General features: G+C 54.8%; 20 protein-coding genes. 10 read left to right on the forward strand and 10 right to left on the reverse strand.

Annotation, left to right across the window (positions count from 1 at the left end):
- Positions 1-111: 111 nt before the first annotated feature.
- Positions 112-996, forward strand: a complete 885-nt coding sequence (locus STH12_RS20440) for a radical SAM protein (RefSeq protein ID WP_126169245.1) — start codon at positions 112-114, stop codon at positions 994-996.
- 71 nt (positions 997-1,067) lie between these two features.
- Here STH12_RS20440 and STH12_RS20445 read toward each other — a convergent pair whose 3' ends face one another.
- The 4 genes from STH12_RS20445 to STH12_RS20460 all read right to left on the reverse strand — a co-directional run bounded on the left by STH12_RS20445 (position 1,068) and on the right by STH12_RS20460 (position 5,381).
- The gene (locus tag STH12_RS20445; protein WP_237158677.1) at positions 1,068-2,006 is read right to left on the reverse strand and encodes a LysR family transcriptional regulator; all 939 of its coding nucleotides are present in this window, start codon (positions 2,004-2,006) and stop codon (positions 1,068-1,070) included.
- Complete coding sequence (locus STH12_RS20450; protein ID WP_164551265.1) at positions 2,000-2,917, reverse strand: LysR family transcriptional regulator; 918 nt, start codon at positions 2,915-2,917, stop codon at positions 2,000-2,002. Before STH12_RS20450 ends, STH12_RS20445 begins: the two co-directional genes overlap by 7 nt.
- A gap of 322 nt (positions 2,918-3,239) precedes the next feature.
- Positions 3,240-4,262 (reverse strand): outer membrane beta-barrel protein, encoded by a 1,023-nt coding sequence (locus STH12_RS20455; RefSeq protein ID WP_126169247.1) that lies wholly within the window; start codon positions 4,260-4,262, stop codon positions 3,240-3,242.
- Between the two features lie 285 nt (positions 4,263-4,547).
- The gene (locus STH12_RS20460; protein ID WP_126169248.1) at positions 4,548-5,381 is read right to left on the reverse strand and encodes a mechanosensitive ion channel family protein; all 834 of its coding nucleotides are present in this window, start codon (positions 5,379-5,381) and stop codon (positions 4,548-4,550) included.
- A gap of 304 nt (positions 5,382-5,685) precedes the next feature.
- Here STH12_RS20460 and STH12_RS20465 point away from each other — a divergent pair, with 304 nt between their 5' ends.
- On the forward strand, positions 5,686-6,861 hold the full coding sequence (locus STH12_RS20465) for a type III PLP-dependent enzyme (protein WP_126169249.1): 1,176 nt from the start codon (positions 5,686-5,688) through the stop codon (positions 6,859-6,861).
- A gap of 72 nt (positions 6,862-6,933) precedes the next feature.
- Here the strand turns inward: STH12_RS20465 and STH12_RS20470 are convergent, their stop codons facing one another.
- Positions 6,934-7,149: a YdcH family protein gene (locus STH12_RS20470; RefSeq protein ID WP_126169250.1), complete on the reverse strand. Its 216-nt coding sequence runs from the start codon at positions 7,147-7,149 to the stop codon at positions 6,934-6,936.
- A gap of 380 nt (positions 7,150-7,529) precedes the next feature.
- On the opposite strand from STH12_RS20470, the gene udp reads away from it, so the two are divergent.
- From udp to STH12_RS20495, 5 genes are all read left to right on the forward strand, one after another.
- The gene (udp, locus tag STH12_RS20475; protein WP_126169251.1) at positions 7,530-8,288 is read left to right on the forward strand and encodes a uridine phosphorylase; all 759 of its coding nucleotides are present in this window, start codon (positions 7,530-7,532) and stop codon (positions 8,286-8,288) included.
- A gap of 139 nt (positions 8,289-8,427) precedes the next feature.
- A complete protein-coding gene (locus tag STH12_RS20480; protein ID WP_126169252.1) occupies positions 8,428-8,895 on the forward strand; it encodes an NfeD family protein in 468 nt (155 codons plus the stop codon).
- A gap of 22 nt (positions 8,896-8,917) precedes the next feature.
- The gene (locus STH12_RS20485; RefSeq protein WP_126169253.1) at positions 8,918-9,829 is read left to right on the forward strand and encodes an SPFH domain-containing protein; all 912 of its coding nucleotides are present in this window, start codon (positions 8,918-8,920) and stop codon (positions 9,827-9,829) included.
- Between the two features lie 12 nt (positions 9,830-9,841).
- Positions 9,842-10,774, forward strand: coding sequence for an SPFH domain-containing protein (locus tag STH12_RS20490; protein WP_126169254.1), 933 nt, complete (start codon positions 9,842-9,844; stop codon positions 10,772-10,774).
- 44 nt (positions 10,775-10,818) lie between these two features.
- Positions 10,819-11,328, forward strand: coding sequence for a DUF2059 domain-containing protein (locus STH12_RS20495; protein WP_126169255.1), 510 nt, complete (start codon positions 10,819-10,821; stop codon positions 11,326-11,328).
- 49 nt (positions 11,329-11,377) lie between these two features.
- Here STH12_RS20495 and STH12_RS20500 read toward each other — a convergent pair whose 3' ends face one another.
- The 3 genes from STH12_RS20500 to STH12_RS20505 form a co-directional block, all read right to left on the reverse strand.
- On the reverse strand, positions 11,378-12,871 hold the full coding sequence (locus STH12_RS20500) for an amidase (RefSeq protein WP_164551266.1): 1,494 nt from the start codon (positions 12,869-12,871) through the stop codon (positions 11,378-11,380).
- Positions 12,872-13,018: 147 nt separating this feature from the next.
- Positions 13,019-13,177, reverse strand: a complete 159-nt coding sequence (locus STH12_RS21480; RefSeq protein WP_164551267.1) for a hypothetical protein — start codon at positions 13,175-13,177, stop codon at positions 13,019-13,021.
- A 198-nt stretch (positions 13,178-13,375) separates the two neighbouring features.
- On the reverse strand, positions 13,376-14,269 hold the full coding sequence (locus tag STH12_RS20505; protein ID WP_126169257.1) for a winged helix-turn-helix domain-containing protein: 894 nt from the start codon (positions 14,267-14,269) through the stop codon (positions 13,376-13,378).
- A gap of 141 nt (positions 14,270-14,410) precedes the next feature.
- Between STH12_RS20505 and uvrD the strand changes: the two genes are divergently transcribed.
- Both uvrD and ubiA read left to right on the forward strand, forming a co-directional pair.
- Positions 14,411-16,576 carry a DNA helicase II gene (gene uvrD / locus STH12_RS20510; RefSeq protein WP_126169258.1) on the forward strand — a complete coding sequence of 722 codons (2,166 nt, stop codon included), beginning with the start codon at positions 14,411-14,413 and terminating at the stop codon, positions 16,574-16,576.
- Between the two features lie 56 nt (positions 16,577-16,632).
- Positions 16,633-17,505 (forward strand): 4-hydroxybenzoate octaprenyltransferase, encoded by an 873-nt coding sequence (gene ubiA / locus STH12_RS20515; protein WP_126169259.1) that lies wholly within the window; start codon positions 16,633-16,635, stop codon positions 17,503-17,505.
- On the opposite strand, the gene torT is transcribed toward ubiA, so the two are convergent.
- The gene (gene torT / locus STH12_RS20520) at positions 17,456-18,529 is read right to left on the reverse strand and encodes a TMAO reductase system periplasmic protein TorT (RefSeq protein WP_126169260.1); all 1,074 of its coding nucleotides are present in this window, start codon (positions 18,527-18,529) and stop codon (positions 17,456-17,458) included. The genes ubiA and torT overlap by 50 nt on opposite strands.
- 238 nt (positions 18,530-18,767) lie before the next feature.
- Between torT and STH12_RS20525 the strand changes: the two genes are divergently transcribed.
- On the forward strand, positions 18,768-19,196 hold the full coding sequence (locus STH12_RS20525) for an excinuclease ABC subunit A (RefSeq protein WP_126169261.1): 429 nt from the start codon (positions 18,768-18,770) through the stop codon (positions 19,194-19,196).
- 63 nt (positions 19,197-19,259) lie between these two features.
- On the opposite strand, the gene STH12_RS20530 is transcribed toward STH12_RS20525, so the two are convergent.
- Positions 19,260-19,832: a nucleoside triphosphate pyrophosphohydrolase family protein gene (locus STH12_RS20530; protein ID WP_126169262.1), complete on the reverse strand. Its 573-nt coding sequence runs from the start codon at positions 19,830-19,832 to the stop codon at positions 19,260-19,262.
- Between the last annotated feature and the right edge of the window lie 76 nt (positions 19,833-19,908).

Raw genomic sequence — 19,908 nt, forward strand, 5'->3', positions numbered from 1 at the left:
ATAACTGGCATATTAAGCGCGCATTTTACCCTATTTTATCTGGTTAAAATTTGCGCTCGCGCATGTTTATCCTCTATACGCACCCAGAGCTTGTCAAGGATCAACTTAAGTATGTTCGACTACATCGCACCCGTGTTTCGTCCGCCCTCGGAATGGAAGTCACTGATATTGCAGGTGACCAACGGTTGCAGCTACAACCGCTGCCGTTTTTGCGACATGTATACCGCCGAGCAGAAACGTTTTCGGGCCTTTAAAGAAGACAAAATCGAGGCGGATCTGGCCAAAGCCGCTGCCTCGGGCGTGCCCATCAGACGGGTGTTTCTGGCCGATGGCGATGCCATGACGCTGCCATTTGCCCGCCTCGAAGCCATCTTGCTGCTTATCAAACAATACCTGCCCGATGTGAGCCGGGTGAGCAGCTATTGTCTGCCGCGCAATCTGGCCAATAAGTCGGTGCCACAGTTGGCGCGGCTGCGGGAGCTGGGGCTCAGTTTGATGTATGTCGGCTGCGAGAGCGGCGATGATGAAGTGCTGGCCCGGGTTGCCAAGGGCGAAACCTTTGCCTCGTCGCTGGAGGCGCTGGAAAAAATCCGCGCCGCAGGGATGAAATCGTCGGTGATGATTTTAAATGGCCTCGGTGGCAAGGCTCTGTCGCATCAGCATGCGCTCAATTCTGCCCGGCTGATGAATGCCGCTCAGCCCGATTATCTGAGCACTCTGGTGGTGACATTGCCGCTTGGCAAGGCGCGGATGGATGAGGGTTTTGATGGTGGTTTTGAGCTGCCGTCCCAGGCGGAACTGTTTACCGAAATGCACACGCTGCTGGCCAATCTTGAACTTGAGCAGACAGTGTTCCGCTCAGATCACGCTTCCAACTATCTGGTGTTGAAGGGCATTTTGGGGCGGGATAAGGATGCGCTGCTCAGGCAGGTTCAACTGGCGATGCAGGCGCCTGCCGAGGCAAATCTGCGACAGGAGTGGCAGCGGGGGCTGTAGCGCTTGCTTGGCTCTCGTACTCGCTTCGCTGAGGCACAGGCAAGCCCAGAGCCGATATTGGAGGCGTACCACTAGGATTGTGGCAGCTGTCCCTCGGCAATCATGTCTTTGGTCAGCTCGATACACAAATCTTTAAACCATTGGATTAATGGGTCTTTATGTACCCTTGCATGCCAGTAAAGCATGCCTTCGATGGCCGGAATTTGTGCCAGCGCCAGGTGCTGCAGGCCTTCGCTGCGGGCTAAGAATCGCTCCGGCAGGAATGCCAGGTGCCTGCCGGCCTTCAGGGATTGTTGCAGTACCAGAATCGAAGAGCAGCTGAAGCTGCATTTGCGGCCAAGGCCCAGTTCCTGCGCCAACAGGTCGATTTGCTGTTCAATCAGATTCGAGGCGCTGAAGCGGGCATGATCCCACTCGAACACGTCTTCAATCGTCGGCTTTGCCAGCTTGGCGATGGGATGATTTGGGCTGAAAAACACCAGATATTGCTCGCGGGTGGTGCGGCGGCCATAAATGTTGGGTGGCGGCATTTCCACCCCGCCTACCGCCAAGTCGAGCTCACCCGACTCCAACATGGAAAAGATATCCGACGGTTTATGGATAAACTCCAGCTCCACATTGGGCGCATCCACCATCAACCGCTCCAGCAGTCTCGGCACAAAGGCCTCGGCCACATCGGCCACCAGGCTGAAGCGAATTTTACCGCTGGCTTCCTCCGGCAAAAATGGCTTTTGCAGCAGTAGTCGGCTGGATAGCTGCAGCCACTGGTGCAGCGGCTGGTACAGCTTGAGCGCCTTGTCGGTGGCGGCAATGCCCTGGCCTTGCTTAACAAACAGCGGCTCATCAAACAGCTTGTGCAGTTTTTTCAGGTTCTGGCTCATGGCCGGTTGTGACAGGCCCAGCCGCTCGGCGCTGCGCGAGACACTCTGCTCTTCAATCAATACCGCAAGACACAGCAGCAGATTGAGGTCGCAACTACGGATACGGGCGATGTCGGCCTGATTCAACATAATGAAAACTCTTTGGATAACAGGCTGGCCTTCACTAATGACGCCAGCTCGTTTCGAAAATACAGATGCAGTTGTCTGTGCCTTGGACGGTCCGCCCAGCACAGCTGCAAATCGAGGTATTGGGGCTCGCCAAACCAGACCAGCCGCTGTTGTATTTCTGCGGGCAATACCAGCACCGCATGATGGGGCAGCAGGGTGGCGGTTCCGGCCTGGCGCAGACCATTGACCAGCACGCTTAAGGATTCGGACGACAGCAAATAACCCTGCGCCGCATCATCCATGGCCTGCAGACTTTGCTGCTGCTTTAACTGGCCGTGCTCCTGAAACTGGTAACTGAGCAGTCGCTTGGGGCCTGAATCACTATCCAGGGTGGCATATTGCCAGCAAGCCTTGCCGATGCTGGTGTGCCTGATACCTTTGGGAAAGCTGTCGTAAAACCCCAGCACCAAATCCAGTCTGTCCCGCAGCAGCGACTGAAAACAGTCTTTGTGCTGGGCCTGATAGTCCAGCGTCAGCCCCGGCGCACGTTCAACAAAGTGGCTGATAAGGTCGGGAATAAGCAGCTGAGCCGCCACATCATTCATGGCGAAGCGTACCTGCTCCTGCGCCTTGGCCGGGTCGAAACTCTGATCCCCCAGCAGCGCCGATGCCATGGTGAGGCAGTTTTGTAGCTCAGGAAGCATGGCTTCTGCCTTGCTCGACAGGGTCATGCCGTTGTGACTTTTAATCAGCAGGGGATCTTCAAACAGCACTCTTAAGCGGTTCAATGCCTGGCTCATGGCCGATTGGGACATTCCCAGTGCCTGGGCGGCGCGTGACACATGGGCGTGCTCCAGCAGTACCGACAGGGTAAACAGGGCATTGAGATCGCTCGCTCTGAGCTTTTCAAGGTTTTGGTCCGAAAGGGGCATCCGTGTCTCACAGCAGGGGGTAACCCGCTGACTATAAAATGAAAGCACCCTTATCGCAAAATTAGCTGCACAAACCCTATGGATATAAAAAAAGGCCATTCCATGGCCCCGGATCACAAAGGCTGAAAGCGCCGTCCCCTCCACTCGCTCTGCTTTCTGTCGGGGAATTGCCGGGGGGAGCTGCATAGCGGCTATGCATGATTGGCAATTCTGAGCAGAACGAGCTTGCCCGAAGCGTGGTTGACTCAAAGTGGCAGTCATTGAATCAACCGGGAGGTTGGGCAATCCATCAGCCCCACTATCCAAACCTTGAAGGTACCCCTTACGGGGCTACCTGAATTTGCTTCTCGGCGGTCAGGGTCACAATCACCCGACGCTCCAGCTGACGTTCGTTGATGCTGTCGCCATGGGCCTGAGTTTCACCCTCGGCGCGCTGGTCCATGGACTGCACGTCAACACCGTGGCTGGCCAGATAATCGGTCACTGTGGCAACACGCTTCTCAGACAGCATCTGGTTGTAGCTGGCGTCGCCCTGGTTGTCGGCCTGACCGATAAGCACAATGGCGTCTTTGTCGTTTTGCTTTGACAGGTCCACGATTTGGTCCAGCTTGGCCTGGCCTTCGTCGGTCAGAGCGGCTGAATCAAAGCCGAACAGTACTGCAACGCTGGTGCTCTCGGTGCGGGTTTCCACCACAGGGCGAGGCATCGGCTTGGTTTGCTTGTCGATGACCGCAGGCAGTGTCACGGCTGTTACCGGAGCTGGCTTGGCGCCAAAGCGGTAGGTCAACTGCACGCCAACGGTTTCGGCGTCCATATGGGCGGTTTCCCATGCGGTTTCATCGATATCGGTGAAACGGCGGTACTTGGCGGTCACGTCCATATTGTCGGTGATGCGATAGCCGATACCGGCGCCCACATAGGGAGAGGTGTCAGTGGCACTCACGTACTTGCCCACGCCCATCTGGTGCTCGAGGTGGTACTGATAGGCACCCGCCTCACCGGTCAAAAACCATTTTTCAGACAGTGGCAGGGTACCCACAATGCCGAGGGTGGCACCGCTCACGTCGATGTTCTGCCCCTGAGCTGCTGCACCGCGCATATCGGTGGCATCCAGGGTGCCCAGGTCTTGCCAGCCAGCTTCGACGGCAAAATATTTGTTCAGTTGATAACCTGCAACAGCATTCCAGGCGGTGTCGTCACCGTCTTTCAGGTGGCTGTCGGTGCTGACATTGTTGAAGTCAGTCTGGCCGGCGCCGGCGCCGAAGTAGAAACCGCTCTCAGGTGCTGCGGCGTTGGCATAAGAGGTAGCAGCAATCAGGGCCAGTGCAATCATTGACTTTTTCATCGTTCACTCCTTGGTGTTGAAATACTTTGTTTTCGAAAGTGAGGCCATTGTAGGCAAGGCAATGGTGATGAACGATAAGGCGAATCTAATATTGATTATTAGCTGTGGTTATATGTATTTGCCGGACGAATGAATGGCACAAGAACGGATAAGCAGAAAAAATAAAGGCCCCGCCAGATGCGGAGCCTTTATTGGTGAGCTTTATTGCGGGTGCTGATTGGCTGGTCTTCGATGACCCCGTCAGCGCTTATGAATGGTGTGTCCCCGGCGTTGACTGGCGTGGACTCATTCCGAAATAAGATGCACTTCACGGCTGGGGCAGGGGATCTTGATGGCGGCTGCCTTCAGCGCTTTGTGGATTGCCTGATGAGTGATGTATTTGTCCTGGAAGTAGCTTTGGGTTGGCAGCCAATAGCGGATACCTATCTCGATGCCTATGGCATTAAAGCCGTTAATACCCACCTGAGGTGGATGTTCGGCGCTGAGGCGGCCGCTTTGGCACAGGGCGTCGTTGATAAGGGCCACCACTGCCTCGGCATCTTCCTGATAAGCAATATTGAAATGGCTTTCCACCAATTTGAACTCGAAGGAGTTATGCAGGATTTCGCCGACAATATGCTTGTTGGGGATGCTGATTTGCTCGCCTTCTTCATTGGTCAGAATGGTCATGCCCAGCAGTATGTCTTTTACTACGCCGGTGACGCCGCGCACGCTGATGGTGTTACCCACCACGAAGGGGCGGGTGACTATGATGGTGATCCCGGCGGCGTAGTTGGACAGCATTCCCTGAATGGCAAGACCCGCACCAAGGGAGGCAGCACCTATGGCGGCGACCATAGGGGTGACACTGATCCCAAGCTTACTCAGGGCGACAATGGCCACCATAATCACAATCAAAATACGGATAAGGTTGGTGGCAAAGTTGCTCAGGGTGATATCGATTTCATGCTTTTCGAGCTGCTTGGCCACCATAGAAGCCACCTTTTTCGCCAGCCACAGGCCCGCGAGAAAGATGAGGATGGCGCCCATCAATTGAAAGCTGTAATTCACCAGATATTGGTAAATGATGTCGTAGGCGCCCTGAAGCTGCGCCAGTTCCTGTTCCAGACTCGAATTCATGTCCATATTTCCTTTATCTTTGCCTCAAGCTGAGGGCAAGGGACATCTTAGCCAATCAACAGCAGAAATGAGAGCAAAAAAATGCAGATGGGTACCGATTTTGTGGCTGCAAAACCTTCTATATCTTTTTGTTTTTATTAATTAAAACGCACCGTTCAATATATTTGACTTTTCATGAATAATAAATTACGCAAATCGCATAAAAATTCGTTGCATCTTCATAAAAAATAGCGTCTACTTCGCTCGATTTTTAGCGGCAGACTGCCATCTTTTATTTAGGCGAAGCATAGGAGACCAAGGGCCAATGAGCCAATTTCAATCTATTGACGTTGCTGATTTTTATGACAGTGAAACCTTTGCGCGAATTCAGGAATTCGCCAAGGACAAGGCAACCCCTTTCGTGGTGATTGATACCAATATCATCGCGAAGCAATACGATGACATGGTGACTAACTTTCCCTTTGCCAACGTTTATTATGCAGTTAAGGCCAATCCGGCGAAGGAAATCCTGACGCTGCTGAAAGACAAGGGCTCCAATTTCGATATCGCCTCCATCTATGAGCTGGATATGGTGATGGCCGTGGGCGTAAGCGCCGATCGGGTCAGCTTTGGCAATACCATCAAGAAGCGCAAAGACGTGCGTGCCTTCTTTGAGCGCGGTGTTCGCCTTTTTGCATCCGACTCTGAAGCGGATCTGCGCATGATTGCCGAAGAAGCTCCCGGCTCAAAAGTGTATGTGCGCATTCTGACCGAAGGCTCACAAACCGCTGACTGGCCGCTGTCGCGTAAGTTCGGCTGCCAGAATGAAATGGCCTACGAGCTACTTGCCCTGGCCAAAGAGCTGGGCCTTGACCCCTATGGCATTTCCTTCCACGTGGGCTCACAGCAGCGCGATATCGGCGCCTGGGATGCGGCGATTGGCAAGGTGAAGGTGTTGTTCGACCGTCTGCGCGACGATCACGGCATTACCCTCAAGATGATCAACATGGGTGGTGGTTTCCCGGCCAACTATATCGACAAGACCAATCAGCTTGGTGTTTATGCCCAGCAGATCAAACACTTCCTCAAAGAAGACTTTGGTGACGAACTGCCGGAGATCATTCTGGAGCCGGGCCGTTCGCTGATTTCCAACGCCGGTGTGCTGGTATCGGAAGTGGTGCTGATCAGCCGTAAATCTCACACGGCGCTGGAGCGTTGGGTGTATACCGACGTGGGTAAGTTCTCCGGTCTGATTGAGACCATGGATGAAGCCATCAAGTACCCAATTTACACCGAGGCCAAGGGTGAGCTGGAGAAATGTGTGATTGCCGGTCCTACCTGCGACAGCGCCGACATTATGTATGAGCACTACGCATACGGCCTGCCCGCTGATCTGGCCATTGGCGATCGCCTCTACTGGCTGACTGCGGGCGCGTACACCACGACCTATTCAGCTGTGTGCTTCAATGGTTTCCCACCGCTGAAAGACTACTACCTGTAACGGTTTTCCCATAAAAGAAGGGCGCCTTATCGGCGCCCTTCGCTTTTTGAAGCAGCAGCTAACAGGGTGACATCAGTTGTCGTATGACTTGAGGATTTGGTGTATTTCCTCTTTCAAGTGCAGCTTCTTCTGCTTCAAAACTTTCAATTCCGGGGTGCTGTCGCTGGCTGGATGTCTCTCCAATTCTGTGATTTCTTTGTCTAGCTCATTGTGTTCATTAAACTTTTTAATAAAGTGCGCATCTTCGGTTTTTAATTTGGTGATCAGCTCTCGGTACTCTGGAAACATCGGCAGCGTCCTTTTTTACAGGTGTTTTTTCTTGGGTTCACCTTAACCCTACGCCTGAGTTTCAGGGCAAAAAGTGATCTGGATCACCAAACGAATATCATTAAATTAAGCTATTTATTTTTAAGGTTTTTATTGTGAATTGACCACAGGATTTGCCACTGTGATCACAATTGCGGGAATCGGCCTTTCGGCCAATGGAATCGCGACCCATGGCTGCTATCTTATTAATCAGCAGATTAGTTTGTTTGGTAACTCTATTACGACATAACCTTTACGCATTGGCAGAAATTTCGTGATCAAGTTAACCTTATCGGCTTCGATACTAGGTTAAAGTCGAAGCTATTAGAATTTTATTATCAAAAATGAAAGGGGTTTTCACCATGGCTGATGTATTTCACCTGGGTTTGACAAAAGACATGCTCGACGGCGCCACCCTGGCGATTGTGCCGGGCGACCCGGAGCGCGTGAAGCGAATCGCCGAACTGATGGATAAGCCAACCTTCCTGGCAAGCCACCGCGAATTCACCACTTACCTGGCCTATCTGGACGGCAAGCCTGTGGTGGTTTGCTCTACTGGTATTGGTGGTCCATCTACCTCTATCGCCGTGGAAGAGCTGGCTCAGCTGGGCATCAACACCTTCCTGCGCGTGGGCACCACGGGTGCCATTCAGCCCCATGTGAACGTGGGCGACCTGATTGTGACCCAGGCATCTGTGCGTCTCGATGGCGCCAGCCTGCACTTTGCTCCTATGGAGTTCCCTGCGGTGGCCAACTTTGAATGTACCAGCGCCATGGTAGCGGCCTGCCGCGATGCCGGTGTTGAGCCACACGTTGGTGTAACAGCCTCCAGCGACACCTTCTACCCAGGTCAGGAGCGCTACGATACTGTATCTGGCCGCGTGACCCGTCGTTTTGAAGGTTCCATGAAAGAGTGGCAGGACATGGGCGTGCTGAACTACGAGATGGAGTCCGCCACCCTGTTCACCATGTGTGCCTCTCAAGGCTGGCGTGCTGCCTGTGTGGCCGGTGTGATTGTAAACCGCACCCAGCAGGAGATCCCGGACGAGTCCACCATGAAGAACACTGAAGTCAGTGCTGTGTCTGTGGTTGTGGCTGCGGCCCGCAAGCTGCTGGCCTGATCCCGGCTCGATTAAAAAGGCGCCCTCGGGGCGCTTTTTTTATGGCCGAAAAAATTCCATCACGATTGACATAATATGTCGCCAAGCTGAAAAACTGCTGTTATAGTCGTGTCAGGATCGCACTGGATTGGAGGGGGAGATGGAGTTTTCAAATCCGGTAATCATTTGGGCCTGTGTCGGCGTGGTGTTGATGTTGGCCGAGGTTATAGTACCCGGTGGCATCGTCATCCTGCTGGGCGCAAGCTGCCTTATTGTGGCGGCCTCGCTGGGCATAGGTTTGATTGAGGGCGTGGCTCAGGCTTTCACCCTCTGGTTCATCAGTTCTATGGTGTTGTTGCTGGGATTTCGTCATGTGACTCAGCGATTGGTGGGGGGCGACTCTCACGTCGACAACACCGATGAAGAGCTGGATCTGTACAATCAGCAGGCGCTGGTTAAAGCCGATATCGGGCCGGGGGAAAAACCGGGCCGGGTCGAGTTTCAGGGGGCCGACTGGCCCGCATTGGGGGATGGCAGCCTGATCCCATCAGGAAGCCGTGTCAGGGTAATTTGCCGTGACAACATTTCATTAGTGGTCGAGGCTGTGCCTGCGGACCAACACGCCTGATTTTTCGAACAGGGAGGGAACCATGTTACTGTTCACAATCGTTTTCTTATTCATTGTTTTTCTTCTTTATAAGCTGATGCTGGTCGTGCCCATGCGCGAGGTGGCTGTGATTGAGCGCCTTGGCAAGTTTCGCACCGTGCTGGCACCTGGCTTCCATTTTCTGATCCCGTTTTTTGACCGGGTGGCGTACAAACACGATACCCGCGAGCAGGTGCTGGACGTACCCGCCCAAAGCTGTATCTCCAAGGACAACACCCAGCTTGAGGTGGATGGCCTGGTGTACCTCAAGGTGATGGACGGCAAACTGGCGAGCTACGGCATTGAAGATTATCGTCTGGCGGCGGTAAACCTGGCCCAGACTACCATGCGCTCGGAAATCGGTAAGCTCACTTTGAGTGAAACCTTCTCTGAGCGGGATCGCCTCAACGAGTCCATCGTACGGGAAATTGATAAGGCCTCCGAGCCCTGGGGTATCAAGGTGCTGCGCTACGAGATTAAGAACATCACCCCATCGCGCCATGTGATTCATACCCTTGAAAAGCAAATGGAAGCTGAGCGTCGCAAGCGGGCAGAAATCACCCTCGCCAACGCAGAAAAGGCGGCGATGATTAACCTGTCTGAAGGTGAGCGTCAGGAGGCTATCAACCTCTCTGAAGGCGAGAAGCAAAAGCGTATCAATGAAGCCAAGGGCACTGCGGCCGAAATTGCCATTGTGGCCGGTGCCAAGGCCGAAGGCATGGCGCTGGTATCCGGCGCACTGGCGGTGAATGGCGGTACTGAAGCGATGAACATGCAGCTTAAAGAGCAGTTTATCAAGCAGATAGGCGAGGTGTTGAAAAATGCCGAAGTCTCGGTGGTGCCGGCAGAACTTGCCAAAATGGAAGGCTTTTTCGAAGGTATGGACAAAGTCAGCCACGCGTTGAACAAGGCATAAGGAGAGGCACACATGGAATTGCCGGTAGAAACTGACCTGATTGTAGTGGCCATTTGGGGCCTGATTTTCTTCATCTTTATTGTGAAGCTGTTCCAATCTATCCGTCTGGTACCCACCAAGTCGGCGTACATTGTTGAGCGTCTGGGCAAGTACCACTCCACCCTGGATGCAGGCTTCCACGCCCTGGTGCCTTTTGTCGATAAGGTTTCTTACATTCATGATTTGAAAGAAGAAACCATCGATGTTCCGCCGCAGGAGTGTTTCTCCAGCGACGAAGTAAAGGTGGAAGTGGACGGGGTGATTTATATCTCAGTGGTTGATCCGGTTAAAGCCAGTTACGGCGTGACCGACTACCGCTACGCCGCCATTCAGCTGGCGCAGACCACCACCCGTTCTGTGATTGGTACTCTGGAGCTGGACCGCACCTTCGAAGAGCGCGATGTGATCAGCGCCAAGGTAGTGGAAGTGCTGGATCAGGCCGGTGCCACCTGGGGTATTCGGGTGCATCGCTATGAGATTAAAAACATCCAGCCGCCTGAAACCGTGAAAAACGCCATGGAAATGCAGGTGAACGCCGAGCGTGAGCGCCGGGCGCTGCTGGCCAAGAGTGAAGGTGATAAACAGGCCAAAATTAACCGCTCCGAGGGTATCAAGGCCGAAACCATCAACCGCTCAGAAGGTGAGATGCAAAAGCGCATCAACGAGGCCGAAGGTAAGGCGGAAGAGATCCTGGCCATTGCCCGCGCCACCGCCGAGTCGATTGAAAAGCTCGCCGGGGTGATTGCCGCCCCAGGTGGCCAGAATGCGCTCAGGCTACAACTGGGTGAGCAGTATCTGAGTCAGCTTAAGGGCCTTGGCCAGCAAGGAAGCCGCGTGGTGGTGCCCGCCAATATGGTCAACTTCGACCAGTGGATGGATGCCATGGGATTAAAAGAAAAGCGCTGAAATAACAGCGTTGTTAAGGCCTGAATCATAACAAGGAAAGCCATATGAAAAAGACACTGATGTCCATCCTGATCGGCGCAAGCCTCCTGAGTGCTCCGGTATTTGCCGGTGAAGCCGAACGCCGTGCCCAGGTTGAAGAGCTGCTGGTTGCCATGAATGCCGATGCCTTGATGGATGCCATCTATGGCCAGATGGAAGGCATGATGAACCAGATGCAGGCGCAGCTGCAGGTGAAAGAAAGCGAGCGGCCGTTGCTGGCGGATTTCAACGCCAAGGTAGTCAAGATGATGGGTGAGGAAATGGGCTGGGATAAGCTCAAAGGCCCGATGATTGATATCTACGTGAAAAACTTAACCGAGAAAGAAATCAGCGACATGCTGGCTTTTTATCAGAGTGAAACCGGTCAATCCATGGTGAAAAAGATGCCGGCCATGACCCAGGAGTCGATGCAGATGACCATGGGGCTGATGCTGCAGGTCATGCCAAAACTGGATGCCCTGGCCGAAGAGTTCAAGCGTAACCTGCAGGCGGAACGCGCCAAGAACAACCAGTAATCACTGCTTGTGTCTGAATAAAAAAGAGGGCCTTGGCCCTCTTTTTGTTTTAATGCGATTTGCTTTGCAGCAAGGGCTCCAGCGCCGCTGCTATGCCAATTAAACGGGCGTCACTGTCTTTACCGGCAAAGAGTGACAATCCCAGCGGCATACCACCGGTTTTGGCCATGGGAATGGTGATATGGGGATAACCCGCCACGGCTGCCGGGCTGCTTGCACTGCCGCCATAATGGTCACCGTTGAGTTCATCGATTTTCCAGCCGGGCCCTGTGGTGGGGGCGATAAGGGCATCGAGCTTATGCGCCGCAAGCAGCTTATCGATCCCCAACTTGCCCGCCAGTTCCTGCGCCCGTGTGCGCGCCGCCGCAAACTCAGACTCGGCGCGACCTTTGGAAGCATCACTCATTTCAAACAGTTCCTGACCGAACAGCGGCATCGCCTTCTGGGCATTGTTGTTATTGGCAACAATCAGATCCGCAAGGCTTTTTTGCGGCAGCGCTGTGCCTGCCAGGTACTCGGCAATGGCATCTTTGAAGTCCCACAGCAGTAACTGAAACTCAAGCTCGCCCATTTCACCCAGCCCCTCAAGCTCAAGGCCATCGACCAGGGTGACGCCTGATGCCTGCAACTTTTCAAGGCTGGCAGCAAAGGCGGCATCGGTACGGGGGCTGTAGCCCATCAGATTGGCCACCACACCAAGGCGCAGGCCCTTAAGCTCGGCGGCGGGCACCTTCACTGTACGACCCGAAATCACCTCAAGCAGGATGGCGGCATCGGCTACCGAGTTGGCCATGGGGCCAGCGGTATCCTGCAGCGCCGAGATGGGAATAATCCCCTGCTGGCTGACCCATCCCAGAGTTGGCTTGATACCTACTACGCCGTTCATGGCCGCAGGGCAGGTGATGGAGCCATCGGTTTCTGTGCCTATGGCCAGCGGCGCCATTCCCAGTGCCACCGCGGCGGCAGAGCCGGAACTTGAGCCACAGGGACTGCGGCTGGGGTCGTGGGCGTTACCGGTTTGGCCACCGAGGCTGCTCCAGCCGCTGAGGCTGCGGGTGGAGCGAAAGTTGGCCCATTCACTGAGGTTGGTTTTGCCAAGAATAATGGCACCTTCGGCCCTGAGTTTTTGGATAAGCGGCGCATCCTGAGTGGGGTAGTTGTTGGCCAGCAGCACGCTGCCGGCGGTATTGGCCATGCCATCGGCAGTGTCTATGTTGTCTTTTATCAGTACAGGAATGCCATGCAGCGCCCCCATGGGTTTACCTTGTACCCGGGCGGCATCCAGTCGTTGTGCCTGGGCGGTAACATCGGGCGCCAGGGCGATTACCGCTCGGTATTGGGGGTTTTTAGCGGCAATCACATCCAAATAGTGCCGACTGATGTCGGCGGCAGACAAGGTGCCCTGCTGCTGGGCATTCAGCAGCGAGGCAACATTGGCATGTTCAAAATCGAAGGGCGCGGCAGTTTGGCCAGCAAAGGCACTGCCAAGTGACTCGGCACAGAGCAGAGCGCTGAGAAGCAGAATTCGGGCTTGGGGTTTCACGTATGACCTTTCCTTGGGCGTAACAGGTATCGGTCAAGGTGCGCAAATTTCAGTCCGCCGTCAAGCGGCTGGGTTCTGGTCAGGCGTCTGGCTGGCGGCGCTCAGGCAGCTTGTCGCGGCTGCTCACGGGAAGCTCGCAGGCTGGGGTTACTCCCGTAGATGAAACAGCAGATACAGACTGGTGACAATGAAGATGGCAAGCAGGATGGCAAGTAACATGGATTTCCCTCCCTTCAGGCGACTCCTCCTTTCGCGCCTTGATTGCACCTGTAACTGGGTGGCGGCGCCCCGGTCATCCTTGACCATGGCCGGTGCCAGGCTCGACTCCAAAGCCCCGACCAATTGGGCGCCATTGTAAGGGGAATTTCCCCTTTTCCCTTTCCGCAGTTATCCGACCCTGAGTCGCATACTTTTGGATAGCAAAGTTGTAGCGCCAAATGGCCAAAAGTGGGTGTGAAATGTTTTGAATTTATTTGAAAACTAAATAAATCAATCGATTAGATTTTACTGTTGCTGCGCCAACGAAGCGGCTGGCGGGGTTTTATCGGTGGATTTAACTCCCCAGCTTACGCCATCCAGCAGCGCAAACAGCGCCTCTTCGTCCACGGCCACCCCCTGGGCACCGTGTTCCAGTACCAGCTGCCGCTGGGCATCAGAGGGCAAAATGGTATAGAGGAAAAATGGCGTTGCGTCGCCGCTTTGGCGCAGGCTCTGTACCAGCTTGAGTCCGGCCAGCGAATCTTCGCCGCGGCCCATGTCTGAGATAATCACATCGTAGCGATACATCGACAGCAGCATCAGCGCCTCGTCGGTGCTGGTGGTGGTGTATACCGCGATATTGCGTTTTTTCAGGCTGGTGATTTCAGCCTGATTATTGCTGGGGTGGTCATCCACCCACAGCAGCCTGCCTTTCACGTCCGCGGGCTCGCCGATAAGCAGGGTTTGCGGATTTTGGCTAAGATACTGCCACACCCCTGCCAGCAGCACTGTGGCTGCAAGGGCTGCCCATAGCAGCGGATGGGCGCGGCGTTTAGTGGCTGGATGCGTCTGTGTTGTTGCGGCGGTCTCTTGCTGCGGGGCTGTTTGCAGCCGGGCGGCCAGGTCGGGCTCGAGCCGATAGCCACGGCCGTGCAGAGTTTGAATAACGCTTTCGGTCACCCCGGCATCTTTGAACAATTTGCGGGTGTCGGAGATCAGCCGGGCAACCGACCAGCTGCTGACCACTGTGTTGGGCCAAAGGGTGTCGAGCAACATTTGCTGATCCACCGGCTCCGGAAAGCGCTCGATCAGCAGTTGCATCAACAGCAGGGTACGTTCGTCACAATGAAGCTTCTGACCATGGCAGGTCAGGCTGCGTCCTTGGACGTCCAGTGTCAGTGGCTGCAGTGTATAAATCATGGAGTCGAATTTGGCTGTATCAGAATTGCACAATTGTATCTTAATCACTCGTCGGCGATTTGCCCAGTAATGGATTGTGCGGCGACGCCCCATGCCGGAATGCTTCTGTTATAATGCCGCCTCGACTTTTGGGAGGCAGAAATGGACGTTTCTTTTTTACTGGATGGCCTGAACGATAAACAGCGTGAAGCGGTGGCCGCGCCCCAATCCAGCATGCTGGTGTTGGCCGGTGCAGGCAGTGGCAAGACCCGGGTATTGACCCACAGGATTGCCTGGCTGTTGCAGGTTGAAAACCAGAGTCCTTATTCCATTCTCGCTGTGACCTTTACCAACAAGGCCGCCGCCGAAATGCGTGAGCGGGTGGAAAAAATTGTCGGTCACAACACTGGCCGTATGTGGATTGGTACTTTCCACGGCCTGGCTCACCGCCTGCTGCGTACCCACTGGCAGGACGCCGGATTGCCACAAAGTTTCCAGATCATGGATTCCGACGATCAGCAGCGGCTGCTTAAGCGCATCCTCAAGAGCCTGAATCTGGATGAAAAACAGTATCCGCCCAGGCTGGTGGCGGGCTACATCAACGGCAAAAAAGATCAGGGCTTAAGACCCGCTCATATCGACGCCGGTCCCTTCCCGATGGAGCAAAAGCTGCTGGAGCTGTATCGCATCTATCAGGACAGCTGTGACAGAGCCGGTTTGGTGGATTTTGCCGAAATCCTGCTGCGCGCCCACGAACTCTGGCTCAATAAGCCCCATCTGCTGGCCCATTATCAGGACCGCTTCCGCCATATTCTGGTGGACGAGTTTCAGGATACCAACGCCATTCAATACGCCTGGATCCGGGTGCTGGCGGGCAACAGCGGCCATGTGATGATTGTAGGGGACGACGATCAGTCGATTTACGGCTGGCGTGGCGCCCAGGTGGAAAACCTGCATCGCTTCTTAAAAGATTTCCCCAGCGCCCAGACTATACGTCTTGAGCAAAACTACCGCTCCACCGGCAATATCCTCAAAGCCTCCAACGAGTTGATTGCCAATAACCCCGATCGTATGGGCAAGGAGCTGTGGACCGAAGACAAAGACGGCGAGCCGATTTCCCTTTACTGCGCCTTCAACGAAATGGATGAGGCGCGCTTTATTGTTGGCCGCATCAGTGACTGGCAGGACAAGGGCGGCATGCTGGGCGAGTGCGCCATTCTCTACCGCTCCAATGCCCAGTCACGGGTATTGGAAGAAGCCTTGTTGCACAAAGGCTTACCTTATCGTATCTATGGCGGCCTGCGCTTCTTCGAGCGTCAGGAAATCAAAGACGCCATGGGCTATCTGCGGCTTATCTCCAACCGCGATGACGATGCTGCGTTTGAGCGTGTGGTCAACACCCCCGCCCGTGGCATAGGCGAGCGCACCATGGATATCTTGCGCTCAACCGCCCGTAAAGAGCAGCTGACCCTGTGGCAGACCAGTCTGCGACTGATGGAAGAAAAGGTGTTGTCTGGCCGCGCCGCCAATGCGGTGAAGGGCTTTTTGGATTTGATAGTGCAGCTGCGAAACGACACCGACGAGCTGCCGCTCTACCGGGTGGCTGACCATGTTATTCAGCACTCGGGCCTTAAGGCTATGTACGAGGCTGAAAAGGGTGAAAATGCCCAGGCGCGGGTAGAAAACCTTGAAGAATTGGTCACTGCCGCCCGCAGTTTTGAGATGCCCGAAGAGCTGGATGACATGCCAGAGCTGGACGCCTTCCTGTCCCATGCGGCGCTGGAAGCCGGTGAAGGTCAGGCCGATGCCCATACGGATGCGGTGCAACTGATGACGCTGCACTCCGCCAAGGGCCTGGAGTTCCCGCTGGTGTTTATGGCCGGGGTGGAAGAAGGGATTTTCCCAAGCAAACTGGCGCTGGAAGAAGGCGACAGGCTCGAAGAAGAGCGGCGCCTGTGTTACGTGGGTATGACCCGCGCCATGGATAAGCTCTACATCACCTACGCCGAGTCGCGTCGTATTTATGGCCGCGAAGATTACGCCCGTCCCTCGCGCTTTATCCGCGAAATTCCACCGCAGTATGTGGAGGAAATTCGCCTCAAGGCTCAGGTGTCGGCGCCGATGGCGGCCAACCGTTTTGCCCATGCTCAGCAGTCGTTCAACGATTCGGGCCTCAGAGTGAGCGGCCGGGTCAGACACTTCAAGTTTGGCGACGGCACTGTCACCAACTACGAAGGCAGCGGCCCCCAAGCGCGGGTACAGGTGCATTTCGATGACTTCGGCAGCAAGTGGCTGGTGGTCAGTTACGCCAAGCTGGAAAATATCTGATTTAAGGTCGTCACGGCCTTTGGCATAATCGGGCGCGAAACCCAAAAGGAAGTCACATGAGCAAACTTGCGCAAAAATGGGATGCTTACTCCCGCCTGATGCGGCTCGACCGCCCGATCGGCACTCTGCTGCTGCTTTGGCCCTGCCTGATGGCACTGCTGCTGGCGGCCGGTGGCATGCCCGACATCAAGGTGCTGCTGGTGTTTGTGATTGGAGTGGTGGTGATGCGCGCCTGCGGCTGCATTATCAATGACTATGCCGACAGGGATCTCGATGGCCATGTGGCCCGCACCAAGAGCCGTCCGCTGGCCAGCGGTGAAGTCTCGGTGCGTGAGGCGATTATTCTGTTTGTGGCGCTGGGGCTGTTTGCCTTTGGGCTGGTGTTGATGCTCAATCCGCTGGTGGTGAAGCTGTCGGTGGTGGGCATTATCCTCACCGTGATTTACCCCTTCACCAAGCGCTGGACCAATATGCCGCAGATGTTCCTGGGGGTGGTGTGGAGCTGGTCGATTCCCATGGCCTATGCCGCCCAGACCGGTGAAGTGCCTGCGTCTGCCTGGTGGCTTTTTGCCGCGAACTGGTTTTGGACAGTGGCCTACGATACCATGTATGCCATGGTTGATCGGGATGATGACCTTAAGGTTGGTATCAAGTCGACGGCGATTTTGTTCGGCCGTTTTGACAGAGAAATCATTGGTTTATTTCAGCTTGCTGCCCTTGGCTGTTTTATCGCGGCGGGCTGGAGCGCCGATCGTGGCCTGCTCTATGCCCTGGGCATTGCCACCTTTATCGGCTTTTCGGTGTACCAACAGCGGCTTATCCACGGCCGCGACCGCGCCGATTGCTTCAAGGCGTTTTTGAACAACAACTACGCCGGACTTACTCTCTTTTTGGCGCTGGGTGCAGATTACGGAATATCTGCGCTGTAGCCGCGCCTACCGGGCTCAGTGGCTGGTGGATCATCCACTGATTGTCCGGCGGTAGCGTTCGCTCCAGATCTGCATCTTTCACATTCTCCGGCGTCAGCACCTCGATAATGGGGCTGACCAATGCCGGTGCGTAGCCGTCTTCCAGCCATTTCACGGCCAAATCCACCGACACCCTGGCCTGCAGCACCGGCGAGTCGGTGACTGTCGCCTGCAGGGCGCCATCGCGAATAAGCTCAATGGTTTGCGGGTTTGAATAAAAGGAAATCACCTTGGTTTTACCGCGCTTGCCATCGGTAAAGTACTTGCTGGCCACTGTGGCGGCCACCGCGTTGGCGATGATGTAGTTGGGGTGACGGCTGCCCACCATTTTGCGAACCAAATCGGCCTGTACAAAGGTTTCGGTAACCCCGTAGCCGCCGTGGTACAGGGTAAATTGCTGACCTTCCAGCGCGGCTTCCAGGCCGTTTTCAGCGTCTGTGACCCAGGCGGCGCCTTCCGGCCCGGGGAACCAGCCCAGATCCCGCTCACCCTGAGTGTCCTGTGCCAGCATAAATTCCACAGCGGCCCTGGTCATATCCGAAAAATGCACCAGCGAGCGACTGCTGACCTTATCTGTGCTCATGCCATTGACCAGATCGATTACCGGAATGCCATCGGCATTCAGCAGCGCCGCTTCGGCGTTGAGGCCATCGGCGGAAATGGCGGCGATGATATAAGCATCGGCCTTGAGTTTATGGCAGTCGCGCAGCTGCTGTTTTTGTACCGCCAGCTTGTCGTAGCCACCGGCATCGTAAATGCCGATTTCCACGCCGAGGCGTTTCGCTTCCTCCGACAAGCCCCAGGCAACGCCCCACCAGTAATGATCTTTGCCATGGGGCAGGAGGGCACACAGACGCCAGGGCTTACTGGCCGTCCTGGGAGGCTGGAACTGGGCAGGGCTGCCATCGACCATCATTTCCAGTGGGAACCACTGCGCCGCACAGGGCAGGGATAGCAGGGTCAGCAGCAGGGCAAGGGTTCGCATAGTGCATGGGTTGATTAAGGGTTATTGAAATAAGCCTAGTTCTTCTGTGGCCAATTGAAAGGCGCCCGCAAGCAGCAAGGCAAATAAAGCGATAAATCAGCGATTTAACCGCATGATGAACGTTTAAAAATATTGGCTCCTCAGTGGTTTCTGTTGTCAAAATCCACCGCGATGGCGTTATCATGATGCGGTTTAGCAAAATAATTGCGTATCCGCTGTCTGTTATAGGGAAATTTAGATGAAGAAAGTGATTGTGCTGGCACTGCTTGCCGCTGGCGTTGTGGGCTCTGCCCAGGCTCGGGACTCTATTGGTCAATACCCCATTGAACCCCTGCTGGCGAGCAGCAAAGCCAAAGAGGCGCTATTGGATGTGCCTTTGTATTTTGGCAGCCAAACTCACCCGGAAGTGAAGACCAGCTATGGCGAAGTGGTCAGCAACAAAAAGACCAATGCCTTTGGCAAATCGGATCAGGAAGCCTGTGAATGGGTAATGCTGAGTGCGCTTAAAGCCCTGCAGGAACGTGCCCAACGTGAAGGCATGGATGCGGTGGTGAATATCCAGTCCTGGTATAAGAAACGCGATTTTGTCAGCGACACCGAGTATGAGTGCGGTGCCGGTAACATTATGGCCGGCGTGGCGCTGAAAGGCACTCTGGTAAAGTTCTGACACTGAACTCAAGAGACAAAAAGCAGGCCTTGGCCTGCTTTTTGTGTTTATGTCTAAGGCTGATTACACCAGCGCGGCCAGGTTGGCCGGGCGGTAATAAACGGATTTGAGCACCTTACCCTGACGTACGGTTTTGCCTTCCAGCTCAACATCTTTGGCGCATTTGGCAATTAAGAAATCGCCCTGGCGGCTGCCAACAATCTCCACACCCTGCTTGGCATAGTGGGCGATGGTGTCGTTAAGCTCAGCCTCGGTGCGGCACACCTTGCTCATATTGCTCGAGTGCACTTCATCCCAGCAGACTTCAAAGTTGATGCCACGGTTTGCCGCCACGTGCAGCAGCACATCAATAAAGTAGCTGATTTCCAGATGGGCATCGGCGCTTTTGGCACCCAAATGCACCGCGCGGCCCATAAGTACATAGACGCTGTCCACAATGGCATCGGCCTGCTCGACTTTGCTGTCGGCTTCGGCAAGCTCGGTCAGCTCTTCGATAATCAGCGAAGAGTGCAGGGTGTCGGCCTTGTCATCCAGGCTGGCGCCGTCTTCCACCGGTAAATCGAAGGTGGTGCGGAATTCGTGAATGTCCCGGTACAGTTTTTCATAGAGTGCCGGTGTCAGCATGGTCAGTTTCATGGCTCGCCTTTTTGCGGAAATTACGTGAGACTCGGGATGATAAAGAATTGCCTCGCCCGAGGCAAAACCCATTCAA

The sequence above is a fragment of the Shewanella khirikhana genome (assembly GCF_003957745.1).
GTDB lineage: Bacteria > Pseudomonadota > Gammaproteobacteria > Enterobacterales > Shewanellaceae > Shewanella > Shewanella khirikhana.

Bases quoted from the DNA above. Each gene is read 5' to 3' on its own strand.
- STH12_RS20440 (WP_126169245.1), top strand. From the start codon at position 112: ATGTTCGACTACATCGCACCCGTGTTTCGTCCGCCCTCGGAATGGAAG.
- STH12_RS20445 (WP_237158677.1), bottom strand. From the start codon at position 2,006: ATGTTGAATCAGGCCGACATCGCCCGTATCCGTAGTTGCGACCTCAAT.
- STH12_RS20450 (WP_164551265.1), bottom strand. From the start codon at position 2,917: ATGCCCCTTTCGGACCAAAACCTTGAAAAGCTCAGAGCGAGCGATCTC.
- STH12_RS20455 (WP_126169247.1), bottom strand. From the start codon at position 4,262: ATGAAAAAGTCAATGATTGCACTGGCCCTGATTGCTGCTACCTCTTAT.
- STH12_RS20460 (WP_126169248.1), bottom strand. From the start codon at position 5,381: ATGAATTCGAGTCTGGAACAGGAACTGGCGCAGCTTCAGGGCGCCTAC.
- STH12_RS20465 (WP_126169249.1), top strand. From the start codon at position 5,686: ATGAGCCAATTTCAATCTATTGACGTTGCTGATTTTTATGACAGTGAA.
- STH12_RS20470 (WP_126169250.1), bottom strand. From the start codon at position 7,149: ATGTTTCCAGAGTACCGAGAGCTGATCACCAAATTAAAAACCGAAGAT.
- udp (WP_126169251.1), top strand. From the start codon at position 7,530: ATGGCTGATGTATTTCACCTGGGTTTGACAAAAGACATGCTCGACGGC.
- STH12_RS20480 (WP_126169252.1), top strand. From the start codon at position 8,428: ATGGAGTTTTCAAATCCGGTAATCATTTGGGCCTGTGTCGGCGTGGTG.
- STH12_RS20485 (WP_126169253.1), top strand. From the start codon at position 8,918: ATGTTACTGTTCACAATCGTTTTCTTATTCATTGTTTTTCTTCTTTAT.
- STH12_RS20490 (WP_126169254.1), top strand. From the start codon at position 9,842: ATGGAATTGCCGGTAGAAACTGACCTGATTGTAGTGGCCATTTGGGGC.
- STH12_RS20495 (WP_126169255.1), top strand. From the start codon at position 10,819: ATGAAAAAGACACTGATGTCCATCCTGATCGGCGCAAGCCTCCTGAGT.
- STH12_RS21480 (WP_164551267.1), bottom strand. From the start codon at position 13,177: ATGGTCAAGGATGACCGGGGCGCCGCCACCCAGTTACAGGTGCAATCA.
- STH12_RS20505 (WP_126169257.1), bottom strand. From the start codon at position 14,269: ATGATTTATACACTGCAGCCACTGACACTGGACGTCCAAGGACGCAGC.
- uvrD (WP_126169258.1), top strand. From the start codon at position 14,411: ATGGACGTTTCTTTTTTACTGGATGGCCTGAACGATAAACAGCGTGAA.
- ubiA (WP_126169259.1), top strand. From the start codon at position 16,633: ATGAGCAAACTTGCGCAAAAATGGGATGCTTACTCCCGCCTGATGCGG.
- torT (WP_126169260.1), bottom strand. From the start codon at position 18,529: ATGCGAACCCTTGCCCTGCTGCTGACCCTGCTATCCCTGCCCTGTGCG.
- STH12_RS20525 (WP_126169261.1), top strand. From the start codon at position 18,768: ATGAAGAAAGTGATTGTGCTGGCACTGCTTGCCGCTGGCGTTGTGGGC.
- STH12_RS20530 (WP_126169262.1), bottom strand. From the start codon at position 19,832: ATGAAACTGACCATGCTGACACCGGCACTCTATGAAAAACTGTACCGG.